The organism is Herbinix hemicellulosilytica (assembly GCF_002904165.1).
Classification (GTDB): Bacteria; Bacillota; Clostridia; order Lachnospirales; family Lachnospiraceae; genus Mobilitalea; species Mobilitalea hemicellulosilytica.
The window spans coordinates 1-18,841 of record NZ_CVTD020000011.1 but is presented as its reverse complement, the minus strand read 5'-3'; the positions used below and the strand labels follow the sequence as shown (position 1 = coordinate 18,841).

Genomic DNA, 18,841 nt, shown 5'->3' with positions numbered 1-18,841 from the left:
TTTAAACATTTATTTTTCATGAAGCTAACAAAAAATTATATTTATATTCTATCAATAATTTCTTTCAGATTACGGTATTCTTTTTTTATATATATGGCGAAAATTAAGTTACTTGAAACATATATGCAGCCTCCTGCGATAACCTGAATAATAAGAAGCAAAAAAGCAGGGATTTTTAAGTTTAGGAGTATATATACCACAATAAATTCCAGCACTCCACACAGTAAATATGGGCAAAGAGCAGAAAAAAGCTCTTTAAATCCCATAATATTTTTTATGCGTGTAAACAGATATATGCATACGGCAGTTTCTGCCGCCAAGGTTCCTATAACCGCACCGGCAGCCCCATACAGGGGAATTAATACCGCATTAAGGATAAAATTAATTAAGGCTCCCAGGGATACCGATTTTATATATGTCTTTTCTTTTTTAAATGGTATCAGGTATTGAGTCTGTATTACGTTTGTTATACTCATCGGTATTATGGCTGCCGATAGCTGCATGGTTAAAATTATTGAAGGCCTATATTCTTGTCCCAAAAACCAGGGTATAAAATTCGGTGCAAGGCCTGCTATTCCAAAAGCAAGGGCACAGGCTATAAAACTGTTTACCCTGACTGAGTTTAACATTTTCCGTATACCTTCTTCCTTATGACTTTTAGCAGCCAGACTGGATATTCTGGGAAGCATAACTGTATCCAACGCCGTAAGTATCCCTTTCGGAAGATTGATTATATTTTCCGCATATGTATAAAAGGCAACAACTGCCGTGCTTTTTAGCATGGCTCCAAGCATAATTTTATCCATCCAATTATATATGCTTAATGCAAGCAAAGGGACAAACAGTTTCAAATTTGGAGCTATATGGCATATAATATCTTCTTTTCTTAATCTTACCCTGTCAACCTTACCAATTAAAAAAGGCAGAAGAAACAACTGCTCCAGCAAAAAACAAGCAGCCATTATGCCTGTATATACAGGCAGGTCGTCTTTTGACTTTACAAAAGCAAACACACCGATTATTATCAGCAGTCTTGAAATAAGGCTTCGTATTGTCGTAATCTTAAACTTCTCCAGACCGTAAAAAAACCAACTGTAGTCAAACAGGATTGCACCGACATATATTAATTGCAGCCAATAAATAATCTGATTGTTCTTAAATACCGTTACCGTAAGCAAAATATATACTGAAATCGATAATATTGAAGTAATCATCTGCATTACGAAGATGCCAAAAAAGGCAAGACTCAAATTTTGGGCATCATCTTTGCAGGAAGCTATGGTTCTGCTGCCATAGTTATCAAGACCCAACTTACCGAACATTATAAAATAACAGGCAACTGTACTGGAAAATGCATATAATCCTGTGTTTTCCGCTCCAAGTACCCTGGCAATATAAGACGTCACAACAAGCGGAAGTACACAGATTGACATCCTGTAAATTACACTGTATAAATAATTCATTCTTTCATCTTTGTTCATTTTTATCTATCCTGTTCTTTTTTGCATTTTATTTGAAATCTGCCCATTATTTTATTTTATGCCAATAATTATTTCCCTTAAGTTTTACTTATCATATTTGATTACTATAAATTAATTTTCATTATGTTTTACTTAATGATTTCTTAATTATCATCTACTAATTTTAATCACCCTGATTTCAAGCTCTATATATCTGATTCGTATTAAGACTATCTTTTATTTGAATCTTTGTATGCTTTTCAAATGCTTTAGCCGATATCATAACATCTCCGGATAGAATAACCGCACTTTTCAGCATGGGACATTTGCCGAAAGCCTGATAATTTATTGAAAGTATTTTCTTTGGTATTTTTACTGATTTTAATCTCAAACACCCATAAAAAGTCCTGTGTCGTATTCTTTTTATGCCGCTGGGAAACTGAAAGTAAGGCAGTTTTTTACAGTGCATAAAAGCCCCTTTTCCGATGGTTTCTATTGTATCTATATTAAGAATTGCAACCGATTCAAGCTCAGAGCAATATGCAAAAGCATAATTTCCTATTTTTTTTACTCTGCCGGTTATAAGAATTTTCTTAAGGCTACTGCATCCAAAAAATGCTTTATCCTCAATAACTTCAAGTAAACTGTTATTTTCAAACTCCACGGAAGATAAATTAGTGCATCCGGCAAAGACGTACCGGGACAGTTTTTCAATACCTGACGAAAAGTAACGGCTTTTTGCAAAGCTTAATGTTTTTAATGAACAGCATCTGGCAAAAGCAAAGGAGCCAATCTCTGTAACCGGAGCAATATTGATTTCTTCCAGAGAGCTACATCCTGCAAATGCGTAATTTCCGATTTTGCTTAACCTGCTGTTATCTCCGAATTTAACATAGCGAAGATTAATGCAGTTATGAAAGGCATGATCTTCAATCCTGGTAACTGACGCAGGTATTTCTACCGAAACCAAATTTTCGCATCCATAGAACATGCCTTTTTTGATAGTTTTTACATGCTCAGGAATTATAACCTTTCTTATTTTCTTATTGAAAGCATAATCAAATGAGCTTCGTTCGTTGTAATCTCTTGCCGATATAAAAGATATATCATTTTTATCGCCTATCATTCCGGATATATCTGAAGTATGTATCTTTTTATTCAATGTTTTATGATTTATTATTCTGTATCTAATGCTTATTCTTTCTTTTACTATTGAAATTTCCCTGCGTATCCACAAAACCACAAAACGTAAAAATCTGCCGATCTTAGAAAGAGTCTTGCAAAATGTTTTATAAGGCGCATTAACAAAGCACAGAGCATTAAATAAAGCAAAATCAAGCCACAAATAGTTTTTCCCTGCCAGTTCTGTCATTTTCTCATAAAACTTCTGAGTCAGTATCCTATCATGCACATACAAATCTATATATTTAATTCTGATTTTCTTTAACTCATAAAAAAGTTTCAGGTCATAATCCGCATAACTGTCGCCAATACGGCACTCACACATAAAATCGGCTTTTATAAGTACTGTGTTATTTTTGCTTAATCGAAGCAGCATATCTGCATCGCACAGTAAGTCAAATCCTTCATCAAAACCACCGGCTTCCAGAATTCCTGCTGTTCTGTAAATTACCTGGGAAGATATTTTAGCCGGATTATAAAATACCCATTTTGTACGGTCATATACTAAAGATTCTATCAGAGGTTCTTCACTGATATCTGCCTGTCTTTCATCTGTTAATTTGCCGTTTATACATACTGCATTTATATCAGGATTTTCTTCAAATTCTTTAATAACAGCCTGGGCTGTCCGTATATCCCAGGTGTCGTTGCCGGTTAAAAAGGCAATATAATCCCCTTCCAGGCGCTTAAGCATAATATTTCGGATTTTGGCAGTTGATACCGAAGAATCCACTTTTAAATATTCTATATTTTTATATGCGGACAAATCTTCCTGCAGCCCCAGACTGTAATCACTGTCCTGTTCATTTGTATCTACAACAATAACATTAACCGGTTTATATTCCTGATTTATGATACTCTCCAACGTATTTTTAAATCTAAGAGATGTATTCTTTTTTGCTATTATCACAACATTCAATAACGGTTCTGACATATGCCTTCCCTTGCTTATCATAAAATTTACATATCAATTGATTCAACTATAGCATTAAAGCCATTTCTACCGATATATTATGCGATTATTTATGCTTTGATTTTTATGTAACCCAGCCGGTAATAACCTTTATGGTCTTCTGTTTTATATTTGTTGGCAATTTTTATATATTGCCCTGTACGACTATCATATATGGAAAAACACAGTATATATTTGTCTCCTTTTAATTTTTCTCCGGGTATGATCGATTCCAATGTGACAATTTCATCGGGAAACCAAAAACGGGTATCCGTATCCGGTTTACATTCATAAATTTCGTTGCTTCCTACACCGGCTAAAGAAATCTTAACGTCAAATTTATGATAACAGGGTGCAAAACCGGTATTGCATATTTTTATTGCTACTTTAATATTTCTGTCATGACCTGCAGAAACTTTTATATCTTTTATTAAAAAACGGTAACCGAGATGAGCCCATATGTAGTCATAGGCGGATTTATTCTTCCACAGAGGGGCTTTTAATCCCGATTTGGTTTGCTTCCACTTATTAAGTACCTGCATATCATAGGCGCAATGCAGGTAGGATACTTTCATTTTTCTTAAATCTTCAATCGCATTTTCCGCATCATTATAACTGCAGTTATTGATTACCTCACCGCCGTTTGAAACAAACCTGCATAATTTATTCTGAAAATCGATTTCATCCTTCCTGATCCACTTATCACTGTAATTTTTTGCTTCTTTTGAATATATATTGCCGTATGTTCCGTAATCGGTATCGGAAGCCAGCATACCGTCATTAAACAATGAAAATCTGGCTTTAAAAGTTTCCGAATAAGCCGCTTTCTCATCAAGAGGCTGATATGACCGGGCAATCATTCTCCAGAAACTGGGGCATCTTAAAGCAATCTGGGTGCTTTTGCCCGAGCAGTCATATAATTTTTTTGCCAATGTAATTATATGGCGCTCGCTTAAGTATCTTGAATTGTGCATTTCTCCCCAGCTGCCGATAAACAAGCCCTGAATAATATAAATATGCCTTTCCAGGTCTTTTAAGATTCCTGAAAGCTGTTCCATATGATTTAATATAATGCCGATATCTTTCGGTTCACTTAATACACCTTTTCCTTCCCAGTCATATACAAACCTTACTATCAGCTGCTTTTTATGAATTATAAAATATTGAAATATGTTTTCTATATTTTTTAGGGCGTCAACAGATAAAGACCTGTCATTATAATCAATCAGATTAATTTCTATAAGGCAAATCTGATGATTTGAAATAATAACCGTATCTTCCAATATTATGTTTTCTTCAATGTTTTTATGCGGATTCGCATAAAACCTATATATTAAGTAAAATCCGCAATACGGATTTGATATTGCTTTGTCTATTTCAGTTGACGAAAAAGAATCCCATTTGATTATCTTATCCCGACCTTTTAGAAACATATCGTATGTACCTTCCGTTAAATTGATTTTTGCATTTTCTTTTTAACCCTAACAACAATAGTCCATATACTAAGGGGCATAATCATCATATATGAAAGCTGCTTTAAGATTCCCTTATGCATACTTACACCGTTTTTTCTTTCATACATTATTGAAGTAGTTTCTTTTACGCGGAAACCTAAAAGAATCATCTGGATAATCATATTGGCATCAGGATAAAAGTAATCAAAATTACCAAATTCAGAATAATATTTAAAAGCTCTTCGGCTTAAGCCCTGCAGTCCCGAAGTAGGATCGGTAATAACCTCGCCTGTTATCAGTTTTATAAGCCAGGAAAAATATGCTATGGAAACCCTTTTTATCGGAGATATTTTATAGGCTTTGCTTCCTTTTAAAAATCTTGATCCGATAACTATATCCGGTGTATTTCCGTTTTCATCCTTGCTAGTAAGGCATTTGTATATATGAGCTATATTATCGACACTGTGCTGTCCGTCGGCATCCAGTTGTATTACATAATTGTAATTGTTCCTTACTGCATACTTATAGCCGACCTGCAGGGCAGATCCGTAACCAAGATTAAAAACATGAGTTATAATCGAAACATCATAAGATCTTGCTATGTTTTCCGTACTGTCGCTTGACCCGTCGTTTATAACCAATATATCCGCAAAGCTTCTGATTTTAGGTACACACAATTTTTCAAACAACTTAACTATGTTCTTTTCTTCATTAAATGCCGGGATAATGATTAATACTTCATTCATATAACATCAACTCCGTATCAAGTATTTATCAGTGCCAGCATGTCATCGATATCTTCAGGATATTCAAGTTTTTTCCCCTTGGTATTTTTTTCGTATTTGGCCCGAATTGCCGGATTATCTATAAGCCATTTTATTTCATTTGCAATGTTTTCCGCATTAAGAGGGAATAAAACGCCATCATGGCCTGAAACGATTTGCTCGCTGTTTCCGGTACAGTCGGAGGCCACTATGGCTTTTCCCAAAATTTGTGCTTCTTCAATTGCTATGCTTTTCCCTTCGTATCTGCTAGCATGGACATATATGTCAGCCTGTTTGACATAGGGGTATGGATTGTCCTTTCTGCCCATAAGGATAAATGAGCTTTCTAAGCCATACTTTTTTATAAGTTTTTCGAGTCTTGCCCTTTCCGGCCCTTCTCCGATAACATACCAGCGGACATTGTAACCGTCTTTTGTAATTTTTGCCAGAGCCTCAACGGCAACATCATAACCTTTCTGATAATGTAATCGTCCTACCGTCACCAGCCGTATCCCGTCAAAATCATCGGTAAAGCCTGTTCCGATATTGGCCATTTCTATTATTTCATCCTTATTAAGCAGATTTCTGAACAGCCTTACTTTCTTTCTGTATTCGGGATATGTATTACAAAACTTCTCTTCTACTCCTTTGGATACCACATAAATCCTGTCCATTTTCCCGTAACAGTCCCGGTCCATAAAAGGTGTATATCCAGCCCGTTCATAATCTATATGTACAAATGCAGCTTTCTTGCCTGCCTTAACCTTGTCAGCCAGAAAATAGGTGGAAGCCCCTTCAATATAAGCCACCGCCAGATCATAAGTATCTGAAAGTCCTGCCCTTCCTTCGGCTAACAATCTCCAAAAAAGCTTATCATACTGAAGTTTTCTTCCCGAAGCTTTTTGTTCTTTAATGTTTCCAAGCAAATATCTTATCTGCCTGAAACCTGTCAGCTTATAGAAAAAGGCCTGTACAATTTTGCAAATTATAATCAGGCGACCCCGGACTGAAGTTACAGAACATTCATATGTACGTTTATTTAGTATTTGTACCTTTTCCGGAACTGACTTAAATAACTCACCGCATGGAATTATAGAATATAGAAATAACTCGTATTTTTCCATGGAACTTAACTTTCTTAGCAATTCAACCAATGCTTTTTCAGCCCCGGCCCGGCCCATAGTATTTATGACAAACAGCAGTTTTTTCATGCAATTAAATTCTCCGAATTTTTGGCTGTTTCATTTTGTTTCATGTCATTTAAAATCCCTTTAAGCTGCTGGTTTTCATCATTCAGCAAAGAAATTTGCATGGCAAGTTCCTGTACCCGGACGGTTAGCTCGGCATTGGTTTTGTAGCAGTTAAATATCCCAAAGAAAACAAGTATAATTGATATGGCAAATATTATTGACGGCGGATATTCTACGGAAAAAATGTCTGAAACAAAATATACCAATTTTGGTATTAACCCGAAAGTGAAGATAATCATTCCGCCGATAATCCAGAACAGACTTTGCTTTTCTGTCATTTTTCTGGCTATATTTGCCTTCCTGGCCATATAAATAAATATTATTCCGGCCAGACAAACAAGTAATCTTAATGATATAGACATATTCTCCTCCTTTAAAATTAAAATTAATAATTGTCACCCTGCCCTAGTGTCGATTTTACCGGTGTCATATATATTGTAAACATCCTGTCTTGGCATCTTTTGATTTACTCTTTCTACAATCGTACCCCTGCAAAAGACATGGATATCGATATTTTTTTCAATCCACCTGAGCCTGAAATAGGAATATGTAAAAGATATAAATCCCGCCACCGTAAAACCTGCTCCATACCACAAAGGGTTAAAATTGGCGGAAAATAAGGACCCTATTACGGAAAATACGGTAAATAACAGGCCGTTTATCATTCCGCCTGTAAGGTCGTTAAAATAATACAGGAACAAAAGCTCGGAATACATAATAAATGTTATATAATAGCCCACCGTAAGAAGCGGATAAATCTCCATAACCAGACCTGAAAAGCCTATTGTCGGAAGCACAGTAACGGCAATTAAATAAATTATAACTGTTATAATAAACTGAAAATGAGCCAGGGTTATCAACTGCGAGGAAAGTACCTGAAACATTCTCTTTTTAGTCTTTTCAATGGTGTCCAGTTTTCCTCCGATGATAGCCTCCATATAATTTTTGTATTTTTCATGAAAATGCATTTCCACTCTTGATATAAAGAAAACTCCTGCCGATATATTCGTAAACATGGCCAGGAAAGAAGCCATATCATAAGGTTGATTGCACACATATGTATCAAAAACCACAAGCCTCCACGGCTGCATCCAAAATACAAAGTTATGGGAAAACAAACCTAAAGTATATAAGAAATTTGCCGCAATAAGTTTCCAGTATATGCGGTAATAATGCAAAATATCCCTGTAATTATTACTGTTTGTAGTAAAAAACCTAAGTACATTGGCTAGTTCCAGGGAAGCTATCAGCAAAAATCCGACGGTTAAAGCAAGCAGCATACTGTAGGTAATACTGAAGTTGAAAATATGTTTGAATATTAAAGACAGTACAAATGTCAATCCCATAGATATAACAAAATATGCGCACATTTTTTTATACTGTTTAAGTATTGAATTATAAACCATAGTTGAAAGGGTCAGGCAAAAACCCAAATATCCCATATAGACCGTAAACATATAGTAAATCGGTATTCCTTTAAGAACGGCCCTAATACAAAATGGAATTGCAATCAATGATGAAAAAGTCAGGTTTGTAATTGTTCCCACAATAATACAGGGCCTGATATCCTCATATTTCTGCTCATAAATTTTATCTGTCTGATATTTTGATAATACCGAGTTAAATGGTGACGAAGTCAGCATAGAAAAAATAAATATATAAAGCACACTGCAGGAAAACAACTCTCTTTCTGCAAAACCGACTGAGTCAAATCCCAATACCTTGTACATGGCAAGCAAGCAGCCGATTATAGAAAGCATGGGTGCGATTGTGTAAGTAAAACTAAACCCTATTCCGTATATTGATGTTGTAACGGTATTTTTATTGAATATTCTGTTTAGCTGTACGCCTATACCGGCCATATTTATCACCTTTTAGGTATAATAGTTATGATACGGATTTTTCCTCCGGAAACTCTACATTGCTCATATTCGCCAAAGTCTTGTAAATTCTTCGGTAAGTTTCTTCCATATGTTCATTTCTGTAACGATACATAAGCCTCTTATAACCGTTTTCTCCCATTTTTTTAACCAGATCGGGGTTATTTGCAAGTTTTAGAATTGCTTCCGATATTTCCGATATATTCATTACGGGTACAACAATTCCCGCATCGCCAAAATTGTCATTTTCACCGTAGATAAGGCCGTAGCAGTTTCCTACATTAGTTGTTATACACGGTTTTTTGGCTGCAAAACCTTCAAGGATCGATAAAGGCTGGCCTTCACTTATACTGGTAAGAATCATAAAATCCATTTTCCCTATATAATCCTGAGTGTGGATTTTTCCGGTAAAAACAATATTGTCAGCCTTCAACATCCTTACCAGTTCAAAACATTCTTCTACATATTCCGGATTTTCATCCAATGGCCCCATAATCCACAGCTTAAGTCTTGGCTGCTTCTTATAGGCAAAATAAAATGCATTTATCATGGTCTTTACGTCTTTTATAGGTGTTACCCGTATTATAGCCCCAATATTTATATAAGGATCATCGGGATCTTTTACGGGAATATTCTTAAATGCCTCGGCATCTATACCGTTGGGAGTGATAACTGTTTTACTTATGGGGCAGCCCAAATCAATTTGCAGGGATCTTGCTTCCTCAAAAAGGGATGTTACCAGATCAGCAAAATAATAAGCACCCTTAGACAGCTTTCTAAACTGTTCTATCCATATATTTTTATAAATATTTTGGACCCATTTGGCCTTTATGATTTCTTCCTCCCGTTCTCTTGTGTATATACCGTGTTCGCTGATTAAAAGCCTGGCATCCGGATAAAGCGATAAAGCTTTACATCCTACTATTCCTGCATAACCGGTTGATACGCTGTGGTATATGTCTGCTTTAGGGGGGACCGCTTTTAACACCAAAAATAAAGGAAGATAAATAGATCTTAAGGTCCACAAAAAATCCGAAAAAGTAATATCCACATATTTCATATTATAAAATTCCTTTGTAATTTCCAAAAACTGAGGGCTCATAAGCAAATTATTGACGGATATGTCCTGCCGGTTAAACATACGAAAGACCGTTACCCAGTCTACGTCTTCACCGATTATTAAGCTTCTTAAAGCCAAAGTTTCCCTTTTACTTAAATTTACCCTGTTCTTTTTTGCCTTTGAATTTCCGGTCCATTCCACATCCTGAAGATAAATCTCAAAAACTTTTGTAAGATTTTTAGGTAGCTTATATGTGAACTTCCCTCTGAAACTTCTGTCGGCAACGATTGTTACCAGGTAAAATTCAATGTCGGGAAACAGGTTAATCATGTTATGTACCCAGCCGGATACCCCGCCTATTACATAAGGGTAGCAGCCTTCTGCAATTATACAAATCTTCACGGTTGCTCCTCCCCGGCGTACGGATCATGATGTATACTTCTGTTATTCTTCGGCTTACCAAGAATTTTTTCTTCTTTAAGCTTTATATGCAAATTATCATCCGTAGCCTTTATTAAATATTTATTTTCTCTGATTTTTTTAAAGGTGCCGTTTTCTACCGAATCAATATTCTTATCATACACAGAAAGTATAAAGTATGCTTCTTTATCAAAATTACTGATATTTACATCAATTTTATTGTTATCGTATTCATAGGTATAATCCAAAGCCAGAAAACGTCTTATCCTCTTTTCCATTTCGGACACGGATACCATGTCAAATACGGAAAATTCATTAAAGTAAGTATCCCCTTTGGACCATATAAGGCTTAAATTATTCCATTCGTCAAACTTATCATTAGGGAAAATAACTCGGCCTATATCCACTTTCATATTGCATAAGCCCAAAGCATTTTCTATGAAAATCATCAAAATATCATCCATAGTTTCATGCCGATAACCGTATAAATTAAATTTTACTGACAGTACATCTTCATTAATTAAATCCAAAAGCCTGTCACCTTCATTGTAATCGGACATAACCAAAGTGATATCTTTAAGCAATTCATGATCAGAATTGCTCAAAAAATCATTTTCATTAAAAGAGCCCAAATATAATGAAGTAAACTTTTTGTCAGTCAGATTTTGACTGTAATATGAAAGATTTATATCCAAGACATCTTTTATATCCAAATCTGATACCTGGCTTAAGGATAATCCTAAATTTCCCGCAAGCTTCTGAATTTCTTTTATGTAAAATTTTAAGTTTTCGGTTTTAGGTTCCACAATGTCCAAATAATCAAGCTGGGATGCGGCGAAAAAATTATATGAACCTCCGTAATTTTTCAATATCTGTACTATGTTTGGCCATAAAATATCCCTGGCCAAATCTTTTGAACTTCTTGTATAAAGTGACATTAAAGTCTTATTGTTTTCATCGGAAAGATACGGAAAATCTACCAGGGATATGGTCTGTGCATTAATAACCGGGTATAAGTAAACATCGCTTTCATTAGCCATAAACCCCGTCAGTATCCCAATTAGCGGCGTTCTTCTGAAAACATCGCTTCCTACCACAAACACAAATGAATTTCTTGTTTTAGTTCTCCATAAAAGCGGTGGCAAATCAATATGGTCCATTCCCAGTTCATCATAATCATCAATAAGGCCTACCGCATATACTTCATAACCCGGAGACAATTTAAAATGAGGCACATAAATCCTTGTATCGTCTTCGCTTCCAAAATAGTCTCCTTTTTCATATATTCTTTCTCCGTTTATCATAAATTGAGAAAATATCTTAATCCCGTCTGCCTTTACCTCATTTGCAAGAACCTTATCAATACCAAAAAAGCCTGCAAGATCTTTGTCAAGTCTTATAGCTTGATAATCCGGAAGCTTGGTAACTATCATGGACTTTCCCAAATCGGCAAACTCATATAAAATTTTTTTGTCGCTTTTGGTAAAATCAAAATCCCCGAAGATAATCAGGCTATAATCGTCAATTTCATCTTTTGCAGGCAGATTTGTATATATTTTATATAAATATTTGTTATAAACACACCATTCTGTAATTAAACCTGTCAGAGTATCTCTTTCGTTTTCGGATATTATGGCTGCTCGTTTTTTATTTTTCATTAGAATGTTAACATTATCATTTATAATATTTTCAATATTCAGCTTTTTAGCTGTCAATAATGCACTGTTGTCGAGGTTAAACTTATCCGAAGCCTTAATCTTTATAAAATTATTTATGATAAAATCATTTGACCTTCCAACAATCATACACATTATAAAAATTGTTATAATTAACATAACAATTGCCAAATAATTTCTTCGTGATATCATTTTAAATCTCGTCCTTTATTAAAAAATCAGCATGTATATACTCTGAACAAGTCCATAATCTCATCATCAACTAAAATATCTGATTGTTTTAATAAATTTAAACAGTTAAGAAACTCCTTATAATTTTGCCGGCTAAATAAAAGATGGAGCTTAGCCTTATATGTGTCCAACATATCAGGCCGGTATTTTTCTGCCCTTTTGCACCATTTATCCGCCATTTTGAAGTCCTTTAATGATATAAATAAGTCTGTCATCTTTAAATAATGAGTTGCTGTCATATACCAAAGATTATAATTAAAAAGATTTTCAGCCACCTCATCCAAGGTGTATATGTATGCTTCCTGTTCAATAGCTGACATAATATTTAAGCCTATAAATTCGTATATAAAGTCAAAAGTAAGAAGATTTAATTCCACATCTTCCGGAAACCTTCTCATTCTTTCAACCATATCCTGGGCTGCGGGGCGAAGTTCGGCCAAAGCATCCATAATCATGGTTGCTGCGTAATGGGAAGATTCTGTATCTGTGCTGTTCATTGCTATCGCCACACTTGACAGCTTTCTTTTGGCATTGCTTAGCATGGTATCCAAAAGGAGCTTCCTTAAGCTTGCCGGATCTGAAACGGCAATAGCATCATGTATCGGAACATAATTCATTTCAGCTTCATGATTCGGAGGCAGTATCAGCTTTTCCCTTTCCTGGCTGAAACTGACATCACTCATATCTACATTTCTTTTGCGAAGAAGATAGTTTATAAGAACTCCGGTAGTTAAATATATAATTCCCGCCAAAGGAACGATAATAATAAACCAGGACAGCATCATCATTTCCTTGCGTTTTCTGTCATAGAAATTTGACAGCACCAATAAAGTAAATGCAAGTAAAGTATTTAAAATCAATATTATTAAAATAGGCCAAAACCCTTGTGTATCCATTTTATTTCCCTCTAATTTAAGTACTTTTTAAGTTTTTATAAAAAATCTAAATTATCACTTCAAAATTCCCCTAAATAGATTTAGAATAAAAATTTTTTTCTTTATTTCATATAAATAATTTACATTTATAAACATTTTTTATAAATTGTAAATTTACATAAGGATAATGACTTAAATTTTATAATTTTTACTCAAGTCAGATATTGTAACTAAGTCAGATATTATAACTTAAGTCAGATATTGTAACTTAAGTAAGTCTTTATATTGGCTTTATGTAAACGCTCTCTTACATATACCGACTCATTTTCACCGGTATTGGTAAGAAGCACTGCCAAATTTCCGTCCGCCCTTAAGCCTATATAGTCTGTTTCACGAAGCATCGGCCGAATTTTTTCATTAACTTCTTTTAAAGTCAAATCTTCTTTTTGAATATATAATATGCATGATTCCGTATAGCCCTTTTCTTTAGCCCTCTTATATACGTCAACCATTTCATTGAAAGCATCTTCACGTAAAATAGTAGTGCCGGGCATAAACCTTTTGTATGCCAAAGCATCCATATAATTGGCTCCCTGGACGAAAGCTGAATAAACCAAAGCACCGACTACTGTCAGCAAATTTGCATTGTATAAGGTCATCCTCTCATAAGGCAGATCCCATAAGAATATAACTATTCTCATATTTTGCTTATCATCAAACAAAGCACTGGCCATCATTGGCAGGTTACTGTCCAGGGTCCTGTTTATATATACCTGCCTCATCTTCAAAATATCAAAAATCATGGGATAATCTTTTATACGTATTGATTTTCCAAGAGAGCATGCTTTTGCCCCTGAAGATGATGCCAGGCGGCAATAATCTTTATTTGTTACCAAGTAAATAGAAACTTCTTCTGTTTCCATAATCTCTTTCAAAATATCAAGAGCAGCAAATAAAATCTCACCTTTTTCAGCTTTATGTATTTTTGACGTTATGTCATATATTCTTCCGATACTTTCTTTGCTGCCAATTAACTTGTCGGTATAATAATCTTTTATTTTTTTATTGCTTGAATTGATAATTTTAATATCATTTAGTTTTTCTTTAAGGAAATCTATTTCATCATTAAGTTTTTTATTAAGATCACCGTACCGGTCTTTTAAATAGCCAACCGTCAAGCCTACTATAAAAATCTGAACAATCTGGATATATAAATCCGTATCTGTATAAAGAAAAGCACTTTCCGGGTTTAAAAACCTATTTAAAACCTGACCGATAACACTTAGCAAAGATGCAAATATAGCCTGCTGCGAACCGTATACAACGGCAAACAGCAGTACATACAGCAAATAAAAGTTAATGCTTGAAAAATTACGGTTTCCGATTATAACATTGCTTAATAAAAATACCGGAATAAAAATTACGAAACATTCAATAAAAGGAACTGCCTTTCTAAAGAGCCGGGTCAGACTATTCTTGTCCTGTTCTTTCTGATAAATTTCATCTTTATATAAAAAGTGTTTCTTATGTTTATCTATATAAGTAATAATCTTTGGTACAGTTTCGGTAAAGCTGTTTCTTGCCTCAAATGAAAATTCTGTATGAAACCTTTCATCCGAAAGATAATTCCGTTTTTTTAAGCCAATTGTTTTATCAACAATATCAACCGGATGAGGATAGTTTTCCTTAATTAAACCTGCTATTTTGTCTTCCGTTATTTCTTCCCGTGAAGATATATGATATAGGTTATGTTTTCTTACCTCAGCATTTATAAGCAAGTATAAGGCTTCGACAGCGTCCTTTACATAAAGGCATGAAAATTCCTTCTTGGCATTTACCTGCAAACGGCCTTTTATCAGAGCTTCCAGACACATTTTTGATATGGGGTCGCTGCATTCTTCCCTGTTGGAAGGAATTTTATACATATATGCCAGCCGTGCCACAGTTGTCTCTGTCTGAGAGGCTTGTCCGAAGTATAAAGTAATGTTTTCTCCCAGGGCGATTGCCATACCTTTATAGCCTTTGGGAGTTGCAGGCATATCTTCTTTAATGTCAATTAAATAATCGTCTTCAAAAACCGCTTCAGAGGATAGGTAAACAAAATGCTTTATTCCTAAAGCAGCCGCAGAAACAAGAACATTGCTTAAATCTGCAATAAAACTTAATGCCGTGTCGTTTACGTTTTTTAAATTCCAATTGTAAGATGAATCGTAAGCACCGGTAAAAAGAATAACATCAGGCCGACAGCTTTCTATAACCTCTTTAACCGTATCGCTTTTATAATCAAATACATATTGTTCAAATACCTGTATGGGCTTAATTAGTTTCTTATTGTTAACCAGTGTATATATGCGCCATTTTTCCGTATGGAATTTTTTATACAATAAATTAGTAAAAGTATTATAATTTCCTATAATAAGGATGGTGTTCATACACCCATCCCTCCTGTCCGCCGTTTCTTTTTTATATTATAGTACAATATGTTATTTATTTCAATAATTTCCCAGTTACAAAATATACAGTAAAATCATCTTGCAATTGTTAAATATTGACACTCATATCGTTATATCATATTATTATTGTATAAATTTACATATAGGGGAATGATAATATGAAAAGGGTTTTGCTTGGTTATAAAATAACTGAAGTTGATAAAATAATAGGCTCACTGAAAGATGAGAATGAAAGCCTTCATGCAGAGATAGCAAGATTAAAAATACAGATTAAAAATAACATTGACAGTGCCAAATCTATTTTGCTGGAAGAAAATCTTAAGACCTATGAAAAAGAACTTTTAAAACTTAAAACAGAAAACAATGAACTGAAAATTCAAAACGAAGATTTAACAAAAGAAAATTTAGTTCTTAAACAACAGCTTGCCGAGCTTCAGGCAATAATAAATGAAGCTGCCGTAACCAATGAGTAAAACTATTTAACTGTGTATAAATATTTTCAGTAATGATAAATAAAAAATATTGATCCCCCTTGTAAGATATAAACATATGTCAGGAAACTCCTGGTTTAGGAGTATTCCTGACATATTTATAATCACTGTTTTACTATAATGACTGTTATCTTTCTTTTAAAATTTTTATGAAATTTGACATATCATTTCATAAACTTCTTTGACTTTTTCATTCTATGCAGTATCTTAAACAATCTCACCAGTGACCAAATAAATTTTCGTTTTGCTTTTACTATATCAGAAATTGCTGCCGTTCCAGCCCCAATTTGAAACTTCTTCATATTTTACATAGATGCAGTCCGGCGGTATGTTAAGTTCATCATTCAATATATTGGTAATTTCTATTGTCAGGTTATTGTAGGCATCTCTTGATGCTTTGCCAAAAAGCTTTACTTCCACAAAAGCTAAAGGTCTATCATCTTTACCCTTAAAATACATTTTGCTGCCATCTTCAAATGAAAGCATAATCCAGTTTTCGCTTTTACCCGGTATCAGCTCTATTGCCTTACCGAGCTTTTTCTTAATAGAATCATATTTTTCATCTGTTAATTTTACATTTGTTTTTGTACTGATAAAAGGCATATTTTATCTACCTCCTATATAATGGCTAATATTGATTTACGATATTTAATAGCTAATTTTTATGCCGGTTTAAATATAATACACTATCATATTTATAATAAATCCGTATTGATTCCAATGGTTGATAATAAGTATTGTAAATAATATAATTGAAACTTTACATTCATTGTTTCAATTCGTCCGGTATTTCGGTTACGGTATCTGCTTTGTATAAATTATAAACTGACATAATTACATCATAATATTCTATAATCCATTCATCGGACGAAAAGCCTTTTACTTCAAACACTTTATGTTTTTTATCGCCATCAATTATTCCTATTTGTTTACCTCTTAGAGAATCCTTAGGCAGCGCACTGTAAAAAGTATAAATTATGTTACCCCTCTGCAACTTTGACCCGCTATTAAGTTCCTGGAAATTTTCATACTCTTTATTGGAACATGAAGAAAATAGCGACATTAACAAAATGACACCCAATAATAATGATATTTTTTTCGTAACCGGTCACCCCTTTACATTTAACAAATAACAATTACCCTTCATGTCAAAATATATGCATGCATAAGCCAATACCTTATACAGCATAAGCTATAATTATATATTCCATAAAATTTAAACTCAAGTAATTATATCACATTTAAAAAAACGTATAAATAATTATTTATTATAGTTTAATAATATAAAGCTAGGCTTAAAATCTCTCAGATAATGAAAAAATTTTATATCTGTTGCATGATATTAAAATTTCTTAATGTACCCAAATATTATTTTTGCTGCTTCTTTAGCAGAAACCTTGCTTACATCAATTTTCTCTGTATCCATTTCAAAATAATTTTTTAGTTAATACTAGAAAAGGGAACCAACTTCTCGTAGAATTTAAAGTGCCCACAATAAATACCACATAAGAAAGAAGGTCCCCTTATGTCTAATCTTAACACACAATTATTGTCAGCACTAACTCTCAATCCCTTTAAAATCAATACTTTCAGTCTTATTCCTTATACCTTAACCCTTTCAGTCCCTTTTCCTTGCAAAAACAAACCACGCAGCAAATGAAGATTTCTCTTTCATCTGCTGCGGGATTTTGGAATGAACTTATTTTTGTAGAGCGAACTTTATTATCATGGAGTCAACTTTATTTGTATTATACACTACTGTATATTTAAAATAAACTCCGCTCCAAACGACTTTCCCTCAAACCCTTATCCCTTCTCGCCTTATGCCCATTTTCCTAATTCTTTCCATATAATAAAGTCGGTTCAAAAATTCCATATTTTCATTCCATTTAATAACATTTATTCCTTAATTCTTGTAGTAATTTTTAAAATAAAGTCGGTTCCAAATAGGGATATGTTGAAAGGAAAATAGGAATAAGTTTCATGGGTTAAGGGTTAAGGTTTTATTTCACCCTTTCAGTTGCTATATCAATATTATCTTCAATACAGTAGTCAATACTTCTCTCAATCCCTTTAAAATCAATAGTTTTAAGGCTGTAACCAACAAATAATTCTAATCAAAATTCTAATGAAAAATCTAATAACTTAGTCCTTATACCTTAGCCCTTTCCCCTGTAAAAAAAGCAAACCCCGCAGCAAAACAGGGGTTATCCTGCATTTACTACGGGATTATGGAATGAACTTTATTTTTATGGAGCGAACTTTATTTTAATGGAGTCAACTTTATTTAAATTATACAACTACTGTATATTTAAAATAAACTCCGCTCCAGCCCTCACACCCTCAACCCCTTATTCCTTCTCGCCTTATGCCCATTTTCCTAATTCTTTCCATATAATAAAGTCGGTTCAAAAATTCCATATTTTCATTCCATTTATTAACACTTTTACCTTATTTCTTGTAACATTTTTTAAAATAAAGTCGGTTCTAAATGGGGTAAGGTGCAAGATGAACAGGGTAAAGTTTCAAGGGTTAAGGGATAAGAGTTCATTTCACTTTTCCATTGCTTTATCAATATTATCTTCAATATAGTCTTCAATCCCTTTAAAATCAATACTTCTAACCTTATCTAATACTTCTTAACCATAATAACCTTATTCCTTACACCTTAACCCTTTCACCTGTTAAAATGC

General features: G+C 33.9%; 14 protein-coding genes. 1 reads left to right on the top strand and 13 read right to left on the bottom strand.

What is annotated here, in order from left to right; all coding sequences use genetic code 11:
* Positions 1 to 41: 41 nt before the first annotated feature.
* The 11 genes from HHT355_RS04625 to HHT355_RS04575 form a co-directional block, all read right to left on the bottom strand.
* Entirely contained in the window at positions 42 to 1,481 is a 1,440-nt protein-coding gene (locus HHT355_RS04625) for a flippase (protein WP_103202261.1), read from the bottom strand.
* A gap of 178 nt (positions 1,482 to 1,659) precedes the next feature.
* Positions 1,660 to 3,576, bottom strand: a complete 1,917-nt coding sequence (locus tag HHT355_RS04620; RefSeq protein ID WP_158245889.1) for a leucine-rich repeat protein — start codon at positions 3,574 to 3,576, stop codon at positions 1,660 to 1,662.
* Between the two features lie 89 nt (positions 3,577 to 3,665).
* Entirely contained in the window at positions 3,666 to 5,027 is a 1,362-nt protein-coding gene (locus HHT355_RS04615; RefSeq protein ID WP_103202259.1) for a DUF4832 domain-containing protein, read from the bottom strand.
* Between the two features lie 17 nt (positions 5,028 to 5,044).
* Positions 5,045 to 5,794 (bottom strand): glycosyltransferase family 2 protein, encoded by a 750-nt coding sequence (locus HHT355_RS04610; RefSeq protein WP_103202258.1) that lies wholly within the window; start codon positions 5,792 to 5,794, stop codon positions 5,045 to 5,047.
* A 17-nt stretch (positions 5,795 to 5,811) separates the two neighbouring features.
* A complete protein-coding gene (locus HHT355_RS04605) occupies positions 5,812 to 7,023 on the bottom strand; it encodes a glycosyltransferase (protein ID WP_103202257.1) in 1,212 nt (403 codons plus the stop codon).
* The gene (locus tag HHT355_RS04600) at positions 7,020 to 7,424 is read right to left on the bottom strand and encodes a DUF2304 domain-containing protein (RefSeq protein ID WP_103202256.1); all 405 of its coding nucleotides are present in this window, start codon (positions 7,422 to 7,424) and stop codon (positions 7,020 to 7,022) included. The genes HHT355_RS04605 and HHT355_RS04600 overlap by 4 nt, the downstream gene beginning before the upstream one ends.
* Positions 7,425 to 7,457: 33 nt before the next feature.
* A complete protein-coding gene (gene pelG / locus HHT355_RS04595; protein ID WP_103202255.1) occupies positions 7,458 to 8,924 on the bottom strand; it encodes an exopolysaccharide Pel transporter PelG in 1,467 nt (488 codons plus the stop codon).
* 25 nt (positions 8,925 to 8,949) lie between these two features.
* Complete coding sequence (pelF, locus tag HHT355_RS04590; protein ID WP_103202254.1) at positions 8,950 to 10,404, bottom strand: GT4 family glycosyltransferase PelF; 1,455 nt, start codon at positions 10,402 to 10,404, stop codon at positions 8,950 to 8,952.
* Positions 10,401 to 12,290, bottom strand: a complete 1,890-nt coding sequence (locus HHT355_RS04585; protein ID WP_103202253.1) for a DUF2194 domain-containing protein — start codon at positions 12,288 to 12,290, stop codon at positions 10,401 to 10,403. The genes pelF and HHT355_RS04585 overlap by 4 nt, the downstream gene beginning before the upstream one ends.
* A 26-nt stretch (positions 12,291 to 12,316) precedes the next feature.
* The gene (locus tag HHT355_RS04580) at positions 12,317 to 13,225 is read right to left on the bottom strand and encodes a hypothetical protein (protein ID WP_103202252.1); all 909 of its coding nucleotides are present in this window, start codon (positions 13,223 to 13,225) and stop codon (positions 12,317 to 12,319) included.
* A 233-nt stretch (positions 13,226 to 13,458) separates the two neighbouring features.
* Positions 13,459 to 15,636: a sugar nucleotide-binding protein gene (locus HHT355_RS04575; RefSeq protein WP_103202251.1), complete on the bottom strand. Its 2,178-nt coding sequence runs from the start codon at positions 15,634 to 15,636 to the stop codon at positions 13,459 to 13,461.
* Positions 15,637 to 15,815: 179 nt separating this feature from the next.
* Here HHT355_RS04575 and HHT355_RS04570 point away from each other — a divergent pair, with 179 nt between their 5' ends.
* A complete protein-coding gene (locus tag HHT355_RS04570) occupies positions 15,816 to 16,130 on the top strand; it encodes a hypothetical protein (protein WP_103202250.1) in 315 nt (104 codons plus the stop codon).
* A 276-nt stretch (positions 16,131 to 16,406) separates the two neighbouring features.
* On the opposite strand, the gene HHT355_RS04565 is transcribed toward HHT355_RS04570, so the two are convergent.
* Positions 16,407 to 16,751, bottom strand: coding sequence for a phenylpyruvate tautomerase MIF-related protein (locus HHT355_RS04565; protein ID WP_103202249.1), 345 nt, complete (start codon positions 16,749 to 16,751; stop codon positions 16,407 to 16,409).
* Between the two features lie 163 nt (positions 16,752 to 16,914).
* Entirely contained in the window at positions 16,915 to 17,211 is a 297-nt protein-coding gene (locus tag HHT355_RS04560) for a hypothetical protein (RefSeq protein ID WP_103202248.1), read from the bottom strand.
* Between the last annotated feature and the right edge of the window lie 1,630 nt (positions 17,212 to 18,841).

What these genes read in the sequence shown, in the direction of transcription:
- HHT355_RS04625 (WP_103202261.1), bottom strand. Translation starts at nt 1,481, where the DNA reads ATGAACAAAGATGAAAGAATGAATTATTTATACAGTGTAATTTACAGG.
- HHT355_RS04620 (WP_158245889.1), bottom strand. Translation starts at nt 3,576, where the DNA reads ATGTCAGAACCGTTATTGAATGTTGTGATAATAGCAAAAAAGAATACA.
- HHT355_RS04615 (WP_103202259.1), bottom strand. Translation starts at nt 5,027, where the DNA reads ATGTTTCTAAAAGGTCGGGATAAGATAATCAAATGGGATTCTTTTTCG.
- HHT355_RS04610 (WP_103202258.1), bottom strand. Translation starts at nt 5,794, where the DNA reads ATGAATGAAGTATTAATCATTATCCCGGCATTTAATGAAGAAAAGAAC.
- HHT355_RS04605 (WP_103202257.1), bottom strand. Translation starts at nt 7,023, where the DNA reads ATGAAAAAACTGCTGTTTGTCATAAATACTATGGGCCGGGCCGGGGCT.
- HHT355_RS04600 (WP_103202256.1), bottom strand. Translation starts at nt 7,424, where the DNA reads ATGTCTATATCATTAAGATTACTTGTTTGTCTGGCCGGAATAATATTT.
- pelG (WP_103202255.1), bottom strand. Translation starts at nt 8,924, where the DNA reads ATGGCCGGTATAGGCGTACAGCTAAACAGAATATTCAATAAAAATACC.
- HHT355_RS04585 (WP_103202253.1), bottom strand. Translation starts at nt 12,290, where the DNA reads ATGATATCACGAAGAAATTATTTGGCAATTGTTATGTTAATTATAACA.
- HHT355_RS04580 (WP_103202252.1), bottom strand. Translation starts at nt 13,225, where the DNA reads ATGGATACACAAGGGTTTTGGCCTATTTTAATAATATTGATTTTAAAT.
- HHT355_RS04575 (WP_103202251.1), bottom strand. Translation starts at nt 15,636, where the DNA reads ATGAACACCATCCTTATTATAGGAAATTATAATACTTTTACTAATTTA.
- HHT355_RS04570 (WP_103202250.1), top strand. Translation starts at nt 15,816, where the DNA reads ATGAAAAGGGTTTTGCTTGGTTATAAAATAACTGAAGTTGATAAAATA.
- HHT355_RS04565 (WP_103202249.1), bottom strand. Translation starts at nt 16,751, where the DNA reads ATGCCTTTTATCAGTACAAAAACAAATGTAAAATTAACAGATGAAAAA.
- HHT355_RS04560 (WP_103202248.1), bottom strand. Translation starts at nt 17,211, where the DNA reads ATGTCGCTATTTTCTTCATGTTCCAATAAAGAGTATGAAAATTTCCAG.